This window comes from Rhodoferax sp. (assembly GCF_010365055.1).
GTDB lineage: Bacteria > Pseudomonadota > Gammaproteobacteria > Burkholderiales > Burkholderiaceae_C > Rhodoferax.
Genome location: NZ_JAAFHA010000002.1, coordinates 1 through 17,840 on the forward strand (window position 1 = coordinate 1; position 17,840 = coordinate 17,840).

A 17,840-nucleotide genomic window follows, 5' to 3' on the forward strand; every position below is an offset into this window, starting at 1 on the left:
TTTCGTTTACATCAATGCAATGAATACCGCCTATCAAAAAATAAATCCAATACCTCTTGATTTGGTGGGAAGTCCCTGTAGAGGGCTACAGCCTTATTTGTTATAAATTCACTGCAATGGTTCAGCACCACCCGGTTGATCTGTTGGCAGGTCGTTGGCTGGCACGCGAAAGCTTTCACTGGCCCAGGCACCAAAATCAGTATTCTTGCAGCGCTCGCTGCAAAAAGGCCGGAATGGGTTCGAGGGTGCGTAAACACTCTCGCCGCCGCAACTTGGGCACAGCACAATTTTTGGCCGCGGTGGCGGCGTTTTGTCAGTGGACTTCATGACGAGCACAAGGCCACTTCAAAAGTGGCATCTTCGCTGCAGGCGTGCAGTCGGTCATCGTCACCCTGGCGCATCAGTCGGATCGACACCATGAGACGATTGCCGCTGATCTCCGGAATCGAATCCAGCGTCTCATCCAGCGCCAGTCGCAGCAGTTGAAAAGTGCGTCCCTGGGGCAAGTTCTGCTGAAACTGCCCGCCATTGGCCGCCACTTTTTGTGGCGTCCCCGAGTCGCGCAGTAGCTTGAGCAACAATTGAATCGAGTCGGCCAGCGGCGTTAACGTGGTGATCCACCGCGCCAGATCCTGCTGACGCTGGGCCGCCGGCTTGTGTTGCCAGGCATAGTAGGCTGGCAGGTCGAACTCGCAGGTGCCGCCAGGAATATTGATGCGGCTGCGGATGCTCATGAGCCAGTCGTTGTCGTTCAGCGATTGCCCAGGTTTGCCGGGCAGGCTATTCATGGCCTGAAATCTGTTGTCCAACTGCGTGACAATTTCGTTGAGAACATCTTCGGCAATGGCAGGATTGCCCCGAAACCCATCCAGAATGTGTTTCTGCTTGTCCAGGTCTTTGAGTACATCGGACTTGAGGTCCGCACGGGCGCCAACATCCATGATCTCGAACAGGGTAGAGAGCGCAAAGTGATGATCCAGCGCTGACTCGCGCGAGACCAGCTCGCGCAGCCTAAGGAACAGATGTTCGAGCCGTAAATAGGTGCGGATGCGCTCGTTAAAAGGGTATTCGTAAAGGATCACGCTGATTATTTTGGGTTAAGGCTTAACGGTTGGCATGATAGCCCGAAGTGACCTGCGACTTCATCGACCTCAGCGACCAAAGCCCCAAGTGACAGACTGTCATTGAAAATAACTGCATCGGCAGCACCCAGGCGCTGCGCTCGGCTGGCTTGCGTGGCCATGATTTTCTCCACGTCGGCACGGGTCAAGGCACTGCGCGCCATGACGCGCCTGATCTGGGTGGCAGGGGTGCAATCCACCACCAGCACCCAATCGAGTTTTTCGCGCCAGGTCATGGATTCAACCAGCAGCGGAACATCAAACACGATGCAGGGGTGGCCCTGGCTTGCCGCCAGCAGCGCCTGTCGTTGTGTCTCCTGTCGAACCAGCGGGTGGATGATGGCTTCGAGGCGCTGTCGGGCGCTGGCATCAAAGAAAGCCAACGCACGCATTTTTTCCCGGTCCATGGCACCCGCTGAGGTGATGAAATCCAAGCCAAAATCTGCGGCAATCAGGGGAATCGCCGGGCCGCCCGGCGCCGTCAGTTCTCGGGCAATCGCATCGGCATCGACCACAGCGGCACCACGCTCAGCCAGCAGGTGCGCCACGGTGCTTTTGCCGCTGCCAATGCCGCCGGTGAGACCGAGCCGGACCGGAACAGGCATCGCCCTAGAACCCGAACGGGCGAAGAATTGCGCTGGGGCCAAAAATCATCGCCGTCAAGCCAGCGCCGACCAGAAAAGGCCCAAAGGGAATGTAGCCGCCTTCTCGCAGCCCGCTCGAGAACTTCATGGCGATGCCAATCACGGCGCCAATCACCGACGCCATCAGAATGATGGGCACCAGCGCCTGCCAGCCAAACCAGGCGCCCAGGGCCGCAAACAGCTTGAAGTCGCCAAAACCCATGCCTTCCTTGCCGGTCACGAGCTTGAAGGCCCAATAGACCAGCCACAACGACATATAGCCCACCACGGCGCCCCACAGCGCGGCTGGCAGGGCCACGGGCGTCCATTGCAGCGCGGCGGCAATCAGGCCTGCCCACAGCAACGGCAAGGTGATGTCATCGGGCAGCAGCGTGGTATCCCAGTCGATGCAGCCCAAGGCCAGCAGGGTGGCGCCGAAACCGCACCACAGCAGGGCCGTGGGCGTGGCACCCCACGTCAAGCCGCAATAGAGAAACAACGCGCCGGTTGCCAGTTCTACCAAGGGGTAGCGCAAGCTGATGGCTACGGCGCAGTTGGAACACTTTCCCCGCAAAAAGAGGTAACTGAAAACCGGAATGTTCTCATACCAACGAATTTGATGGCCGCATTTGAGGCAGCGCGAACGCGGCACCGCCAGATTGAATTTCTCGGTGGTCGTGGCCTCTTTCCCAGCCTGTTCGGCGCACTCGGCTTTCCATTGCGCTTCCATCATGACCGGCAGCCGGTAGATCAGGACATTGAGAAAGCTGCCGACCAACAAGCCCAGAATGCCCAGAACGGTGGCGTCGAACCACGTTGACACCATCATCAAACCACCTGACCCAGTTTGAAGATCGGCAGGTACATGGCCACCACAATGCCGCCAATCACGACACCCAGGATCACGATGATGATGGGTTCCATCAGGCTGGAGATGCCCGCCACCATGTCATCGACCTCGGCTTCGTAAAAATCGGCTGCCTTGCCGAGCATGTGATCAATCGAACCCGATTCTTCACCAATGGAACACATCTGCAGGACCATGGACGGAAAGAGATTGGTATTGGTCATGGCCACAGTGAGTGCCGTACCGGTTGAGACTTCTTGCTGGATTTTTTTGGTGGCAATCTCATACACCGAATTGCCGGCGGCACCTCCCACGGAATCGAGGGCTTCCACCAAGGGTACACCGGCCGCGAACATCGTTGACAAGGTCCGCGTCCAGCGGGCAATGCATGATTTGTCGACCAATACGCCAAAAATTGGCATCTTGAGCATGATGCGGTCCATCACGTGTTGCATCGTTTCGTTGCGACGCCAGGCCTGCATGAAGAAGTAGAAGCCACCAAACAGTCCGCCAAAAATCAGCCACCAGTAGCTGACGAATATCTCGCTGATGGCAATCACGGCCAGCGTGGGAGCGGGCAGATCAGCCCCAAAATTAGAGAACACCTCCTTGAAGGCGGGCACCACAAAAATCATGATCACGGCCGTGACCACAAAAGCGACGATCAGGACCGAAATCGGATACATCAAGGCTGACTTGATTTTTGACTTGATGGCTTCGGTTTTCTCCATGTAAACCGCCAATCGGTCCAGCAACTGGTCGAGGATGCCGGCTGATTCCCCGGCCTCGATCAAATTGCAGTAGAGGTTGTCGAAATACAGCGGGAACTTGCGAAAGGCCGTGCTCAACGATGTCCCGGTTTCAACATCGGTCCGAATATCGTTGAGCAGCTTGGTGACGCTGGGGTTGGGGTTGCCGCGCCCGACGATATCAAACGCTTGCAGAAGCGGTACGCCGGCCTTCATCATGGTGGCGAGTTGACGCGTGAAGATGGCGAGATCCTTCGGTTTGATGGATTTCCCGGCGCGCATCCGGCGCTTCTTGATTTTGGCTGGCAGGACGCCTTGGCGACGCAGCATCGCCTGAACCTGGTGCTCGCCGACTGCCCGGGTCTCCCCTCGAACCTGCTTGCCGTTGCGGTCTTTGCCTTCCCATTCAAAGACAAAATCTTTGATTTTCTTTGATTTTTCAGTTGCCATAGGTCGCTTTAATTAAGGGATCATTCGTTGGTCACGGCGAGCACTTCTTCGAGCGAAGTCAGGCCCAATTTGGCTTTGTGCAGCCCGGCTTGCCGCAGCGACCGCACACCTTCGCGTTTGGATTGCTCGGCGATCTCCAGTGCGCTGCCATCACGCAGAATGATGCGTTGAATCTCTTCGGTGATGGGCATGACCTGGTAAAGACCGATGCGTCCTTTGTAACCGCTGTTGCACATGGAGCAACCCACTGCTCGGTAGCTGACCCAGGGTGTCCGGAACTCATCCTCCTGGTAGCCTGCGTCCAGCAAGGCCTTTTGGGGAATCTCAATCGGCGCTTTGCAATTGGGGCACAGGCGCCGCGCCAGCCGCTGCGCCGTGATGAGGATCACGCTGGACGCAATGTTGAACGGGGCGATGCCCATGTTGCGCATGCGCGTCAGTGTGGTGGGGGCATCGTTGGTATGCAGCGTGGAGAGTACCAAGTGACCGGTCTGGGCCGCCTTGATGGAGATGTCTGCCGTTTCAAGATCGCGAATTTCGCCGACCATGATGATGTCAGGGTCCTGCCGCAGAAATGATTTGAGCGCGACCGCAAAAGTGAGCCCGGCCTTGTCGTTGACGTTGACCTGGTTGACGCCCGGCAGATTGATTTCGCATGGATCTTCAGCGGTGGCGATGTTGACGCCCGGCTTGTTCAACATGTTCAGGCAGGTATACAGGGACACCGTCTTGCCCGAACCGGTTGGCCCGGTGACCAAGATCATGCCGTATGGTCGCCCAATGGCTTGCACCAGTCTTTCTTTTTCTTCGGGCTCGTACCCCAGTGCTTCGATGCCCAGCTTGGCGCTGCTGGGGTCCAGGATTCGAATCACAATTTTCTCGCCGAACAGCGTGGGCAAGGTGCTGACCCGAAAGTCGATCACCCGGTCCGGCCCGATCTTGAGCTTCATCTTGCCGTCTTGCGGCACGCGTTTTTCGGAGATGTCCATTCTCGAAATCACCTTGATGCGCGAGGCCAGCTTGTCCTTGATGGCAATCGGGGGAGAGGCGATCTCTCTGAGCTCTCCATCGACGCGGAAACGGACACGGTAGTTATGCTCATACGGTTCAAAGTGCAGATCGGATGCCCGCATGCTGAAAGCGTCCAGCAGCATCTTGTGCAGAAACTTGACAACCGGCGCGTCGTCCACTTCGGAGCTGGACGTGTCCGCGCTTTCCGTCAAGGCTTCTGCCGAAGCCTCATCGAACTCGAACTCATCGCCAATGATATGGTCAATCGTTTCCGACGCGCTCGTTGCGTTGGCGGCGACCAGCTGCAGCAGCTTGTCGTATTCGGCGACGACCCAATCAACGCCCAGTTGCGTGGCAAATTTTATTTTTTCGGCAGCCTGGCTGTCGGAGGGATCTGCGGTCGCAACGATCAGCCGGTTATTTCGTTTGCTCAAGACCACCACGCGGTAGTCATGGCAGATTTTCCCGTCCAGCAGGCCCTTGGGCAGACGTTGCCGGTCGATGGCCGCCATGTCCACCAGCGGTGCCGCATAGGCTGACGACATGGTGTGTGCCAGGTCCGAGGCCGACACGGCCCCCGAGCCGGTGAGCTCGGCGATGAAGCTGGTGCGGCTGATCTGGGCTTTGCGGTAGATTTCTTCAGCTGACTTCTGCCCGAGCTTCCCCGCCAGGATGAGGGCACGGCCCAAGCCCGGAAGGGCCGTGGCGGGGGGGTCACGAGGCGAGGTGTCGGCGGCAGTCATAGATCAAGAATGTACTACGTCAGGATGCGATTCCTTGACCCGGCACTCAACGATAGTTCGATGCAAGTCGAAACGCAGGCAGCGCAGGCGGTGACGCGGGCTATTTTCAGGAATGACGGCTGACTACAGAGCCGAGTCGACTTTGCGTCGGTAGATGAGGACGTCTTCGTACCGGTCAGCTGGGTGGCGCATGGTGCTGTGCCGATACCAGTCGTTCAGGTTGACGACGCTGGACAGAGAACGTTCGGCATCCTTGTCCACGATCAGCCAGGGGCAACGGCTGTCCGGGCCGGTCGGTCGCAGCGCCAGGTGGCCATGAAATTGAAAAGCGGCGATCTGGCTGCGACTCAGTCCATATATTTCCACGCACGGTGGCTGATGCTGAAAGATGACAAGGGTGCGACGCACCAACGGGGCGTAGCTGCGGGCAAAATCGAGCAAGGGCAGCCACAAGGTCAGCAGCAGCAGCCAGCACAGCGCGGCGCCACCCGCTGGTAAAACCAGGCTCTTCCAGATGGCAGCGCGGTGTCGGCCGACTCGCCATTTCACCAGCCAGGCCCACGCCAATGTTGCGACAAGCGCTATGAGAAAATCGGCAAGAGAGAAGCTGTGTTCAAAACCGGGCACCAGTCGCGCGACGTTGGCGGCAGGTTGCCTTGGCACGCCAGTCTGCATGGCGATCCACACGACCCAGATGGTCAAAGCGCAGCCCGAAAAAAAGAGCAGGGTGAACCAGTCAATTAAAGACGCCACGCTGCGGCGCAGCGTGGGCAGGGCAAACGCCGCCAGTGCCGCCAGCGCGGGTAGGGCCAGCAACAAGGATCGGTCCGCCGAGCCGGTGGTCAGTGTGGCGCCAATGGCAACGCCTGCGAACCACAGCGGCAGCGCCAAATGGCGGCTGGGCATGGCGCCACGAATCAGTTGATGGCGCCAGCGCCACACGGTCCACAAGGCCAGCGGCCACGCGGGCCAGGTGAACCACAACAGCAGGCGGCCCAGGCTTCGCCACGTCGTCCAGTTGGCCTGGGGCAACGCAATGCGCCAGGCCCACAGGTCCAGCCAGGCGGCGAGCAGGGCGACCAGCAGCGTGAGTAGCCCTATTGCCCCGGCCCAAATCGTTGTGCGCCGCGCAGCAATTTGTTCGTTGGAGCGATCCAGTAGTTGAATCAGGGCGGCACCGCCGCCCAGGAGCGCGGCCATGCTGGGCGCACCCGACAGGGCGAGTCCTGTCATTCCGAGCACGCCGGCGATGGCCGGCGCCAACGTGCGGTAGGGCAGGGCGGCCAAACCATAGAGGAAGAGAGCCGTGAAACATAGCTGCGCCAACGCAGGCGTGGTTTCGTGGGACAACTGGGCCAGGCCCAGACAGGCGATGAAAGCCAGCAAGCCGCCGTCGGCCATGGCCCTCGCATAATCGGTCGGCTTGGCCTCCCCGCCGAACGCAAAGGCCACCGGTTGCGCCTCGGGGTTGCGGGCCAGGTAATAAGTGCCATACCAGGTGGCGACCAGAGCCAGCGTCAGCAAGAAGCCAAATGGGATGCGCGCCGCAAGATCGGGCGTGATCCAGGCCGGCGCGAGTTGCATGGCCCAGGCGCCAAGCCAATATGGCAGCAGTGCATCGACCTCGGGTGGCAATCCCATCAGTTGCGGCGACAGCCATGCGGTGCCTCCACGCGCCAGTTCCGCCATGTAGCCAAAGGCGGATATGTCATCCGTCTTCCAGGGTCCGCGCCCGATCAATCCCGGCAAGACGTAGGCGACGCAAAACAAAAACAAAGCCATGCGCGGCAGGCGCTGGACAGCGCCTTGGGCGACGATGGCGGGGGTGGTTTGATTCACGCTGGTTTGACGCAAAAAAAAGCAGCGCGGGTGACCCGGGCTGCCTTTTTGAAGGAGTGCTTGCCAGTTTATTCTGCTGCTGGGACTGCTGCGGCGACTTCGGCGCTGGCTGCTTTGGTTTTGCCAAAACGGTTGCGGAAGCGCTCGACACGGCCACCCATGTTGTCGACGGATTTTTGTGTGCCGGTGTAGAAAGGATGCGATTCGCTGGAGGTATCAATCTTGTACAGCGGCAGCTCGCGGCCGTCTTCCATCTTGATCATCTCTTTGGCGTTGGCGCAGGAGCGGGTGACGAATTTGAAGCCATTGGACGTGTCCAGGAAACAAATTTCGCGGTAATTGGGGTGAATGTCTGCTTTCATATTTTCTCCATCAGTTGCGTTAGCCGCGTCAGCCCTTGTGCAAACCATTGCGCAATAAAAAGCTCGTCGTACTTGTCGCGTAAAACCGCAAATTATAGCCTAGCCGCTGCGCTGGGCCACCCCAGGCAAGGCGGTGCCCATTGGGGGGTGCTCAGCACACGCAGTGGCCAAACGTGCGGGCTGTCTCCTTAGCCGCCCCGGCGCATCATGTCAAAGAATTCGCTGTTGTTTTTGGTGGCGCGCATTTGCTTGAGCACCATTTCCATCGACTCGATTTCGTCCATGTTGTAGAGAAACTGACGCAAGATGCGGGTTTTTTGCAGAATCTCAGGAGCCAACAAGAGCTCTTCACGGCGGGTGCCGCTGCGGTTGAGCTGGATCGACGGGAACACGCGCTTTTCGTACAAACGGCGGTCCAGGTGAATTTCACTGTTGCCGGTGCCCTTGAATTCTTCAAAAATCACTTCGTCCATGCGGCTGCCGGTATCGATCAGGGCGGTGGCGATGATCGTCAGCGAACCGCCTTCCTCCACATTGCGCGCCGCGCCGAGGAAGCGCTTGGGCCGCTGCAGCGCGTTGGAGTCGACGCCACCGGTCAGCACCTTGCCAGAGGATGGCACCACATTGTTGTAGGCGCGCGCCAGCCGCGTGATCGAGTCCAGCAGGATCACCACGTCTTTTTTCAGTTCGACCAGGCGCTTGGCGCGCTCGATCACCATCTCGGCCACGTGCACGTGACGGGCGGCGGGCTCATCAAAGGTGGAGGCAATCACTTCGCCCTTGACGGTGCGCTGCATCTCGGTCACTTCTTCGGGCCGCTCATCGACCAGCAACACCATCATGTGAATTTCAGGGTAATTGGCAGAAATCGCATGGGCGATGTGCTGCATCATCACCGTTTTGCCGCTCTTGGGTGGCGCCACCAGCAGGGCGCGTTGGCCTTTGCCGATGGGGGCGATGATGTCGATGATGCGACCGGTGATGTTCTCGTCGGTCTTGATGTCTTGTTCGAGCCGCATCTGCTTGTTGGGAAACAGCGGCGTGAGGTTCTCAAACATCACCTTGTGTTTGTTTTCTTCGGGCCCACCGCCGTTGACTTTTTCCAGCTTGTTCAGGGCAAAGTAGCGCTCGCCGTCTTTGGGCGTGCGCACCTCGCCTTCAATCATGTCACCGGTGTGCAGGTTGAAGCGGCGCACCTGGCTCGGGCTGATGTAAATGTCGTCCGTGCTGGCGGTGTAGCTGGTGTCGGGGCTGCGCAAAAAACCAAAACCATCGGGCAGGATTTCCAGTACGCCATCGGCAAAAATCTGCTCGCCGGCGCGGGCGCGCTTTTTGATTATGGCAAACATCAATTCTTGCTTGCGCATGCGTCCCGTGTTTTCAATCTCAAGATCTTCAGCTTGCTTGAGGACTTCTGACACGTGCAGTGCCTTGAGTTCGTTTAAATGCATGGAATGGCCAGGTAGGGGAATGGAACGAAATACAAGGGGGGTTTGGGTGAGGTGGATGGCAATCCATAACCTCAATGTTCTAAACCGGGAACTCGAACTGACTCAGGGGTGCGAGTCAATGAACTGGGTGTAATTATGACAGGAATTAGACGCAGCCTAAAAGCGCTGCCAAGGCTGATCTGGAAAAGCTCAAACCGGTGGAGATGGCGCTGACCCGCTTTGGGTGGCTGCGGTTTGTCTCGCAACACCAGTCAGTTGGAGACAGAGCTTGTGCCCACAGCAAGTGGTCGCGCTCTGCCCCGCAAAGCTTCAGGCGAGTTGCTGATTAATGAAAGCCGTCATCTGGGACTTGCTCATGGCGCCGACTTTGGTCGCGGCGAGCTGGCCATCCTTGAACAGCATGAGGGTGGGGATGCCGCGAATGCCGAATTTGGCCGGGATATCGCGGTTTTCATCGACGTTCATCTTGGCAATTTGCAACTTGCCTTCGTAACTGGTCGCTATTTCTTCCAGAATGGGCGCGATCATCTTGCACGGGCCACACCACTCGGCCCAGTAGTCCACCAGCACGGGTTGTGTGGATTGCAGCACATCGGCTTCAAAAGACGCGTCGGACACATGTTTAATAAGTTCGCTGGCCATGAGGGCTCCTTGTTAGATCGTGGCTAAGGGTAAAGTGGGGAAATTGTGACAGAAACCAAGAGCTGGCCTCGCCCGCCAAATCCCTATGACCGAAATAGCAATAAACCATCCTGTTGACCAGGCATGGGACCGTGTCATGGGTCAAATCCGCGCCGAAATGGCGGCGCGCGGGGTGCATGCGTCACGCACGGTGGTGCTGTTGCCGTACGCCCAACTGATGCAGGAAGCGCGCAGCGCCTGGCTGCGCGGGTTGGAGTGCGCCCAGCCTGGCGTCAACGCGCCCGCACATTTTTTGCCCCGTTTCGAGACCAGTATGAACTGGACCCGCAGCCTGGGTGGCTTTGAGCCCGGCCCGGACGATCTGCAGCTCGATTGCGCCCGCGATGTGCTGACGGCGGCTTCTTTGCTGGCCCGGGCGGGCTTGGCCCCGTATCAAAACCTGTTGGCGGCGCGCCTGATGGAAGCTGCCTGGAGTCTGGCCCGGCTTGCCGCTTCTGTTGCGCCCGCGGCGCGCGCGCAGTGGGGCCTGCGCCTGGACAGTCTGTTGGCCAGCGGCCTGGACGCGCCGGTGCTGGCCATGGAGGGTGCGCTGGCACGCGTCGCGCTGGCCTGGGTGGCCAGCTCAAGTTATCCGTCCGATCGGCTGTTCGCGGCGCGCCCTGACTTGCTGGTGGTGCTGCAAGGTTTCCAGAGCGAACCGCTGGCGCTGGCCTTGCAGCACGGCTTGGGTGAGCGGGTCTTCGTGTTGGCGCTGCAGCAGGAAGGCGCCCCAACAGGCGCTACCGCAGACGCGGACACGGTGGCGCTGCACGCGGCCCAGGACGCCGAAGACGAAGCGCAGCGCGCGGCTGCCTGCGTGCTGGCGCATCTGGCGGCGGGGCGCTCGCCGGTGGCGCTGGTGGCGCAGGATCGGGTGCTGACGCGCCGGGTCCGCGCCATGCTGGGAGAGCGCGGCGTGGCCGTGCGCGACGAAACCGGCTGGACGCTGTCTACCACCCGCGCCGCCGCCGCACTGATGAGTCTGATGCGCGCCTGCGCCTGGGACGCCAGCACCGACGGGGTGCTTGACTGGCTGAAAAACGCGCCGGCGTTTGACCCGCAGCTGGTGATGCAGGCCGAGGCCGGTTGGCGCCGCGGCGCGGTGCGCGAGTGGCGCGCGGTGCCGCTCGGTGACGCCTTGCAGCGCCCGGTCCAGGCGCTGCGCGACAGTCTGCAATCCGGGCGGCCGCTGGTGCGCTGGCTGGTCGATCTGCGCGCCGTGTTGCAAAGCGCGGGCCAATGGACGGGCTTGACGCAAGACGCTGCCGGGCAAGCGGTGCTGCAGGCCCTGCGCTTGCATGAGGGCGCGCATACCGAGTTTGCGGATGTGGCCGTGTCCATGAGTCAGAGCGAGTTCACGGCGTGGGTCAGCCAGGCGTTGGAGGCGGCCAGTTTTTTGCCAGAACATCCGGAGAAATCAGCGCCGGGTCAGGTCGTGATCCTGCCCTTGAGCCAGCTACTGGGTCGCCCGCTGGCGGCGGTGGTGCTGCCTGGCTGCGACGACGTGCGCTTGCCGATGTCACCCGAACCGACCGGCCCGTGGACCCCAACCCAACGCGCGCTGCTCGGTCTGCCCGCGCGCGCGCAACTGGCCGCCGCCAGCCGCGCGGCCTGGCAGTACGCCTTGCAGTTTCCCTATGTGGACGTGTTGTGGCGCCAGAGCGAAGGCGGCGAGCACCTGATGGCCAGCGGCTTTGTGCAGGAACTGCAGCTCAGCCAGATCGGTGTCATGGCGCCGGATCCGCGGCTGCTGCGGCCGCTCACAGCGAAGCCTGGCGCCATGCCGCGCCCGAAGGGCGATGCGCTGGCCTTGACCCGGCTCTCCAGCACGGCTTATGAAGACCTGCGCCGCTGCCCGTACCGGTTCTTTGCCTTGCGCCAACTCAAGCTGCAAGAGTCGGATGAACTCGACACCGAACTTGGCAAGCGCGACTTCGGCAACTGGCTGCACACCGTGCTCAAGCTCTTTCATGAAGCATTAAACGAGTCTCCAGCCCCCGATTTTGTTGGGCGAGTAGCTCTGATTAACAGAGCGGCTGAACAGGCGACAGCGGCGCTGGGTTTGTCCAGCAGCGAATTTCTGCCGTTCGCCGCCGCCTGGCCGCGGGTGCGCGCGGGCTACCTGGAGTGGCTGGCCGGGCACGAGGCCAGCGGCGCCGCCTTTGTTGCCGCCGAGCGCTGGCGGGAAACCGCGCTCGGCCACCTGACCCTGGTGGGCAAGATTGACCGTATCGATCGCCTGCAGGACGGCAGCGCCCTGGTGATCGACTACAAAACCGAGCCGCGTGCCAGCACCGCCCAGCGCATCAAGGACGCGCCGGAAGACACCCAACTCGCGTTTTATGCCGCGCTGCTGGGTGATGACACCCTGGCGGCGGCTTATGTGAATGTGGGTGAAAAAGACGGCACCAAAACGTACGAGCAGTCCGACGTGGTGGCCTTGCGCGACCTGCTGCTGGCGGGGATTGCCACGGACATGGCGCGGATTGCCGATGGTGCGCCGATGGCGGCGATGGGGGAGGGCAAGGCGTGCGAGTTTTGCGCTGCGCGGGGGATGTGTCGGAAAGATTTTTGGGATTTGGCGTGACTGTATTTTTTTGTGATCTTTCCCCCACTCACTCCCCCGACCCCTCTCTCGCCCCGCCGGGCGAAAGAGGGGGGCTTCATGTGGCCGCGTTTTTTAAGGCGGGAACTTTACGCTTCACGGCGCGCTGGCCTCAAAGTGAAGGCAGAACAGCGACCGGTCGCTCTAGCCAAATTCGGCGTCGCAGCAGCTCGCCTGCCCTGGATTTCTCGGGGAACCACCCACCAGCCGCCCAATCAGAGCAAGCGCTGCCTCAACGCCAATTGGCCTCAAGCGGCTTGCAGCAAATCGAAAGCCCGCCCATTCAGTTTGATGGCAACGCGCCCCTGTGTACCTTTTTCCCACCTTCAAAGACGCGGCCACATGTGGCTGTTAGCTCCCTTTCCGCCCCGGCGGGGGTGGAGAGGGTTGGGGTGAGGGGGGGAATACAACGCATAAAAATCAAGAACGTCGTAAGTAACCGGGTCAATGGATCAAGCCATGCAGACCAAATTGCATCGGAACCATGCAAAGGCGACCCAAAAAATGACTAGTCCTCAACCCGCCCCTGCCTACGAGCACAACGGCCAGCTCATCAGCGCCGAGGCTTTCTACGCAATTGCCTGCGACCCGCGCCGCAGTGTCGCGGTGGAGGCTTGCGCCGGGGCCGGCAAGACCTGGATGCTGGTGTCGCGCATCGTGCGCGCTCTGCTCGACGGGGTGGATGCCCAGACGGGCGAGCTGCGGGTGCAGCCGCATGAGATTTTGGCCATCACCTTCACCAAGCGGGCGGCCAGCGAGATGCGCGAGCGGCTGTACCAATGGCTGGCGGAGTTTGCCGTGGCCGACCACGCCACCCTGCGCCAGGAACTCAAGCTGCGTGGCGTTTTAGATAAAAACGAGCTCCAGCCCCCGTCCCTATTGCCTGAGCAGCTATCAAAGTTGTATCAAAATATCTTGCGCAGCGGGCGCCAGGTGCAGGTGCGCACTTTCCATAGCTGGTTTGCCGCCTTGCTGCGCAGTGCGCCGCTGGCGGTTTTGCAACAGATGGAACTGCCGGCCAACTACCAGCTGCTCGAAGACGACGCGCCGGCCAAAGCCTTGGTCTGGCGGCGTTTTTATGCCGCGCTGTTGCGCCCGGCGCAAGCCCCGGTCGAGGGCGCCGAGTGGGGTGGTGGTGGGCCAGATGATTCATCCGGTGTGACGCTGCAGTTTGATTACGAGGCGGTGGTGTTTGACTACGGTCGCGCGCAGACCGACAAAGCCCTGCAAACCGCGCTCGACAAGCGCACTGAATTTGCCCTGGCCGATGCGCAAGGGGTGGTACTGCGCTCCGTGTTGCCGTTTGGCAGGCAATTCCCCGAGTTTGCTGGCTTAGGCACGCCTGATGATTTTTTGCGCGACCAGCCGCAGCGCTGGCAAATCCTGCTGGCTGCGGCACGCGCCCTGGGCGGCGCCAGTGCCAAGACGTTTTCTGCCAAAGGAGTGGCGCTTGAGATGGCGCTCTCGACCGGTGATCTGTCGGCCGCGTTTGCCGCCTTGCTGACCGACAAGGACGCGCCGCGCAAGTTCAGCGAGAAGATTGCCGGTATTGAGGCCGTGCGTGAGGCCCAGGACCTGGTGCTGCGCCTGCTGGCGGCCCGCCTGCAGCACGCGGCTTGGGTCTACCAGCAACGCATGGCGCGCCTGACCCGGGCGCTTTTGATAGAGTTCGCGGCCCTCAAGCGTGAGCACGGCTGGGTCGACATGAACGACGTGGAGCGCGCCGCGCTGGTGATGCTCAGTGACCCGGTGCTTTGCGGCTGGGTGCAGGAGCGGCTCGACGCGCGCATCAAACACCTGCTGATCGACGAGTTTCAGGACACCAACCCGCTGCAGTGGCAGGCGCTCAAGTCGTGGCTCAGCGGCTACGCCGGCGCCGGCGGCGGTCCCAGCGGTGGCGCGGGCGCCACGGCGCCCCGTGTGTTCATCGTGGGGGACCCCAAGCAGAGCATTTACCGCTTTCGCCGCGCCGAGCCGCAAGTGTTCAAGGCGGCCAAAGCCTTTGTGCGCGACGGTTTGAACGGCGACCTGCTGAGTTGCGACCACACCCGGCGCAACGCCACCGGGGTCATCGCCGTCGTGAACACCGTCATGACGCAGGCGGCACGGGCCGATGGCTACGAGGGGTTCCGGGCGCATACCACCAGCGCCTCCGAGCTGGGACTGGTCTGCAAGCTGCCACCGATTGCTAGGCCAGAGCGTCTGGCGGGGGCCGCATCCAGCGGCGATGAGACCGATGGGTGCGGGACGGCCAGAGCCCAGTGGCGCGACAGCCTGAGCACCCCGCGCGAACTGCCGGAGGAAGCCCTGCGCACCCTGGAGGCGCGTCAGGCGGCGCACTGGATCGCGCAGCAGTTGGCCAACGCCGAAACGCCGGGGCCAAGCCTGCAGGCCGCTGACGTGATTGTGCTGTCACGCAAGCGCGCGGGCTTGCTGCCCTTGCAGTTGGAGTTGCGCAAGTTGCACATCGCGGCCCAGATTGGCGAGAAAACCAATCTCATTGACTGCTGCGAAGTGCAGGACCTGGTGGCCCTGCTGGACGTGCTGGTGTCGCCCCGGCACGACCTGTCGCTGGCGCGGGTACTCAAGTCGCCCCTGTTTGACATGCCCGACGCGGCGCTGGTGCAACTGGCGCAAGGGGTGCGGGCGCAGTCGCCCGCCGATTTGTCCTGGTTTGATGTGCTGCAAAAATCAGAGCTATCTACGCAGGACGGACGGGGGCTGGCGGCTTGTTTGATGCGATGGAAAGGCTGGCTGGATCAATTGCCACCGCACGATGCGCTGCAGGCCATTTACTTTGACGGCGACGTGCTGGCCCGCTTTGCGGCGGCAGCACCGGCCAGTCAGCGCGACGCCGTGCTGGCCAACCTGACAGCCTTGCTGGGGATGTCGCTGCAGCTCGACGGCGGACGGTTTGCGACGCCTTATGCGTTTGTGCGCGCCCTTAAAAGTGGCGGCCTGCTGGCGCCCGCTGCCGTCAACCCGCAGGCCGTGCGCCTGCTCACCGTGCACGGCGCCAAAGGGCTGGAGGCGCAGGCGGTGCTCTTGCTTGACACCGACACGCCCGAGCGAAACGCCGACACCATGGGCGTGCTGATTGACTGGCCGGGGGAGGCCGCGTGGCCGAGCAAATTTGTGTTTCTGGCCAGTGAGAGCCAGCCGCCCGCCTGCGCCGTGCCCACGCTGGAGGCCGAGCGGCTGGAGCGCCAACGCGAAGAACTCAATGCCCTGTACGTCGCGCTAACGCGGGCGCGCCGCACGCTGGCTATTTCCAGCATTGCGCCCTACCGCAGCGCCGAGCGCAGCTGGTGGCAGCGCCTGAGCGACTTGGCCCAGCCGGCGGCGCCCGCAGTTGCAGCCGACTTGGCGGCGGCGTCTCCCGATGCGGTGCCGGTGACCGTGGCGGATGCTGTGTTTTATATAAAAGAACTGCCTGTAGCCCCCGTGGAATATACGCAAGAAGCTATAAAAAAAGAAGCATATTTCGGCGAGGTTCTTAGCGCCGATGACGTTGATGCTGACGCTGACGCGCTCAGCGCCCGCCTGGGCAAGGCCATGCACCGGCTGCTGGAATGGGGCGACGCGACGCTAGCCAATACGGCCGCCTGTGCGCGTGAATTTGCGCTCACGCCCGAGCAGGGCGCGCAGGCCGCCGCCATGGCCGCGCGTATCCTGCAGGGCGAGGGTGCCTGGGCCTGGGACAATACAGGGCTGGCTTGGCAGGGCAATGAGATTGAGCTGCTGTACCAGGGCCAATGCCTGCGCCTGGATCGCCTGGTGCAGCGCACGCACGCACAGCACGCGGGCCACTGGTGGGTGCTGGACTACAAGTCGGCCCCGGCGCCCCATGAACAACCGGAACTGCTGGCGCAGCTGCGCGACTACCGGGCGGCCGTGCAGGCCATTTATCCGGATGCGGTGGTCAAGGCCGCATTTCTGACCGCGCACGGCGCGTTGATCGAAGTGAATGAAGTGAATGAAGTGAATTGGAACAGTGCATGAAAAAAGTGATTGTGGTCGGGGGCGGCCCCGCCGGTTTGATGGCCGCTGACGTGTTGTCGGCGGCCGGGGTTGAGGTGCATGTGTATGACGCCATGCCTTCGGTGGGGCGCAAGTTTTTGCTCGCAGGCAAGGGTGGTTTGAACCTGACGCACGCCGAGCCGGCCACTATTTTTGCCTCCCGCTATGGCGCGCGGCGCACGCAGATTGAGGCCTTGTTGCGGGGTTTTGACGCCACGCAGGTGCGCGCCTGGGCCAAAGGCTTGGGCGTGGATACCTTTGTCGGCAGCTCGGGGATGGTGTTTCCGGTGGACATGAAGGCCGCCCCGCTGCTGCGCGCCTGGTTGCACCGCCTGCGCCATCCGGTAGCCGGGCCGGCCGTGCAGTTTCACATGCGCCAGCGCTGGACCGGTTGGGCCAATGACCAGGTAAGCACCACGCTCACCTTTGACGGCCCGAACGGATCGAGCCAGGTCGCCGCCGATGCCGTGGTGCTGGCCCTGGGCGGCGGCAGTTGGGCCCGCTTGGGCTCCAACGGCGCTTGGGTGCCGTGGCTGCAGGCCCGTGGCGTGGCGGTGGCGCCGCTGCTGCCCGCCAATTGCGGCTTTGACGTGGCCGCCAGCCCGGCCCGTCAAGCGCAGCCAGCCGCTGCGGATGTCACGACGCCGGGTGAAACCCGCCGCGCATTTCTGCAGGAACTGATCGGCCAAAGCCCAGCAGCGCCACCCGGCTGGAGCGCGCATTTCGCCAGCCGATTCGCCGGGCAACCGTTCAAGTCGGTGGCGATTCACTTCACCAATTCACAGGGTGTCAGCTTTGGGCGCAAGGGTGAATTTGTCGCCACCGCCACCGGGGTCGAGGGCAGCCTGATCTACGCGGCGTCCAGCCTGCTGCGCGACGAGATCATCAAGCAGGGCCACGCAACGTTCTATCTTGATTTGCTGCCCGACCGGACGCCCGAGCAGGTGCTGGCCGAGGTCACACACCCGCGCGGCTCGCGCTCGCTTTCGAGTCACCTGAAGAGCCGCTTGCACCTTGACGGCATCAAGGCCGCCTTGCTGCACGAACTGCTGAGCAAAGAGCAGGTGAATGACCCCGCCGCGCTGGCCAGCGCCATCAAGGCTTTGCCGATCACGCTGGTGGCGGCGCGCCCGCTCGATGAAGCCATCAGTTCGGCCGGTGGCGTGTTGTTTGAGGTGATGGATGACCACCTGATGCTGGAGCAGCTGCCCGGCGTGTTTTGCGCCGGGGAGATGCTGGACTGGGAGGCGCCGACGGGGGGCTATTTGTTGACGGCATGTCTGGCCAGCGGGCACCAGGCGGGCGCCGGGGTGTTGTCGTACCTTGGGGTCAAATAGC

13 protein-coding genes are annotated in these 17,840 nt (G+C 61.7%); 3 read left to right on the top strand and 10 right to left on the bottom strand.

The features are described from left to right. Window positions 1-108: 108 nt before the first annotated feature. The 10 genes from GZ093_RS00645 to trxA form a co-directional block, all read right to left on the bottom strand. Entirely contained in the window at window positions 109-327 is a 219-nt protein-coding gene (locus GZ093_RS00645; RefSeq protein WP_296480610.1) for a DNA gyrase inhibitor YacG, read from the bottom strand. Continuing rightward, on the bottom strand, window positions 324-1,082 hold the full coding sequence (zapD, locus tag GZ093_RS00650; RefSeq protein WP_296480613.1) for a cell division protein ZapD: 759 nt from the start codon (window positions 1,080-1,082) through the stop codon (window positions 324-326). Before zapD ends, GZ093_RS00645 begins: the two co-directional genes overlap by 4 nt. Before the next feature lie 5 nt (window positions 1,083-1,087). After that, complete coding sequence (gene coaE, locus GZ093_RS00655) at window positions 1,088-1,726, bottom strand: dephospho-CoA kinase (protein WP_296480615.1); 639 nt, start codon at window positions 1,724-1,726, stop codon at window positions 1,088-1,090. A gap of 4 nt (window positions 1,727-1,730) precedes the next feature. After that, window positions 1,731-2,573 carry an A24 family peptidase gene (locus tag GZ093_RS00660; RefSeq protein ID WP_296480617.1) on the bottom strand — a complete coding sequence of 281 codons (843 nt, stop codon included), beginning with the start codon at window positions 2,571-2,573 and terminating at the stop codon, window positions 1,731-1,733. Next, window positions 2,573-3,790 carry a type II secretion system F family protein gene (locus GZ093_RS00665; RefSeq protein ID WP_296480619.1) on the bottom strand — a complete coding sequence of 406 codons (1,218 nt, stop codon included), beginning with the start codon at window positions 3,788-3,790 and terminating at the stop codon, window positions 2,573-2,575. Before GZ093_RS00665 ends, GZ093_RS00660 begins: the two co-directional genes overlap by 1 nt. Before the next feature lie 20 nt (window positions 3,791-3,810). After that, entirely contained in the window at window positions 3,811-5,544 is a 1,734-nt protein-coding gene (gene pilB / locus GZ093_RS00670; RefSeq protein ID WP_296480622.1) for a type IV-A pilus assembly ATPase PilB, read from the bottom strand. A gap of 123 nt (window positions 5,545-5,667) precedes the next feature. Further along, entirely contained in the window at window positions 5,668-7,383 is a 1,716-nt protein-coding gene (locus GZ093_RS00675; protein WP_296480626.1) for a hypothetical protein, read from the bottom strand. Window positions 7,384-7,451: 68 nt separating this feature from the next. Beyond that, entirely contained in the window at window positions 7,452-7,745 is a 294-nt protein-coding gene (locus GZ093_RS00680; protein WP_296480629.1) for a type B 50S ribosomal protein L31, read from the bottom strand. 188 nt (window positions 7,746-7,933) lie between these two features. After that, window positions 7,934-9,196 (bottom strand): transcription termination factor Rho, encoded by a 1,263-nt coding sequence (gene rho, locus GZ093_RS00685; RefSeq protein WP_296480632.1) that lies wholly within the window; start codon window positions 9,194-9,196, stop codon window positions 7,934-7,936. Between the two features lie 309 nt (window positions 9,197-9,505). Then, window positions 9,506-9,838, bottom strand: a complete 333-nt coding sequence (gene trxA, locus GZ093_RS00690; protein ID WP_296480634.1) for a thioredoxin TrxA — start codon at window positions 9,836-9,838, stop codon at window positions 9,506-9,508. 136 nt (window positions 9,839-9,974) lie between these two features. Between trxA and GZ093_RS00695 the strand changes: the two genes are divergently transcribed. From GZ093_RS00695 to GZ093_RS00705, 3 genes are all read left to right on the top strand, one after another. Continuing rightward, the gene (locus GZ093_RS00695) at window positions 9,975-12,464 is read left to right on the top strand and encodes a PD-(D/E)XK nuclease family protein (protein ID WP_296480637.1); all 2,490 of its coding nucleotides are present in this window, start codon (window positions 9,975-9,977) and stop codon (window positions 12,462-12,464) included. A gap of 522 nt (window positions 12,465-12,986) precedes the next feature. Continuing rightward, on the top strand, window positions 12,987-16,484 hold the full coding sequence (locus GZ093_RS00700; RefSeq protein WP_296480641.1) for a UvrD-helicase domain-containing protein: 3,498 nt from the start codon (window positions 12,987-12,989) through the stop codon (window positions 16,482-16,484). Further along, window positions 16,481-17,839 (top strand): TIGR03862 family flavoprotein, encoded by a 1,359-nt coding sequence (locus GZ093_RS00705; RefSeq protein WP_296480646.1) that lies wholly within the window; start codon window positions 16,481-16,483, stop codon window positions 17,837-17,839. Before GZ093_RS00700 ends, GZ093_RS00705 begins: the two co-directional genes overlap by 4 nt. Window position 17,840: the final 1 nt, after the last annotated feature.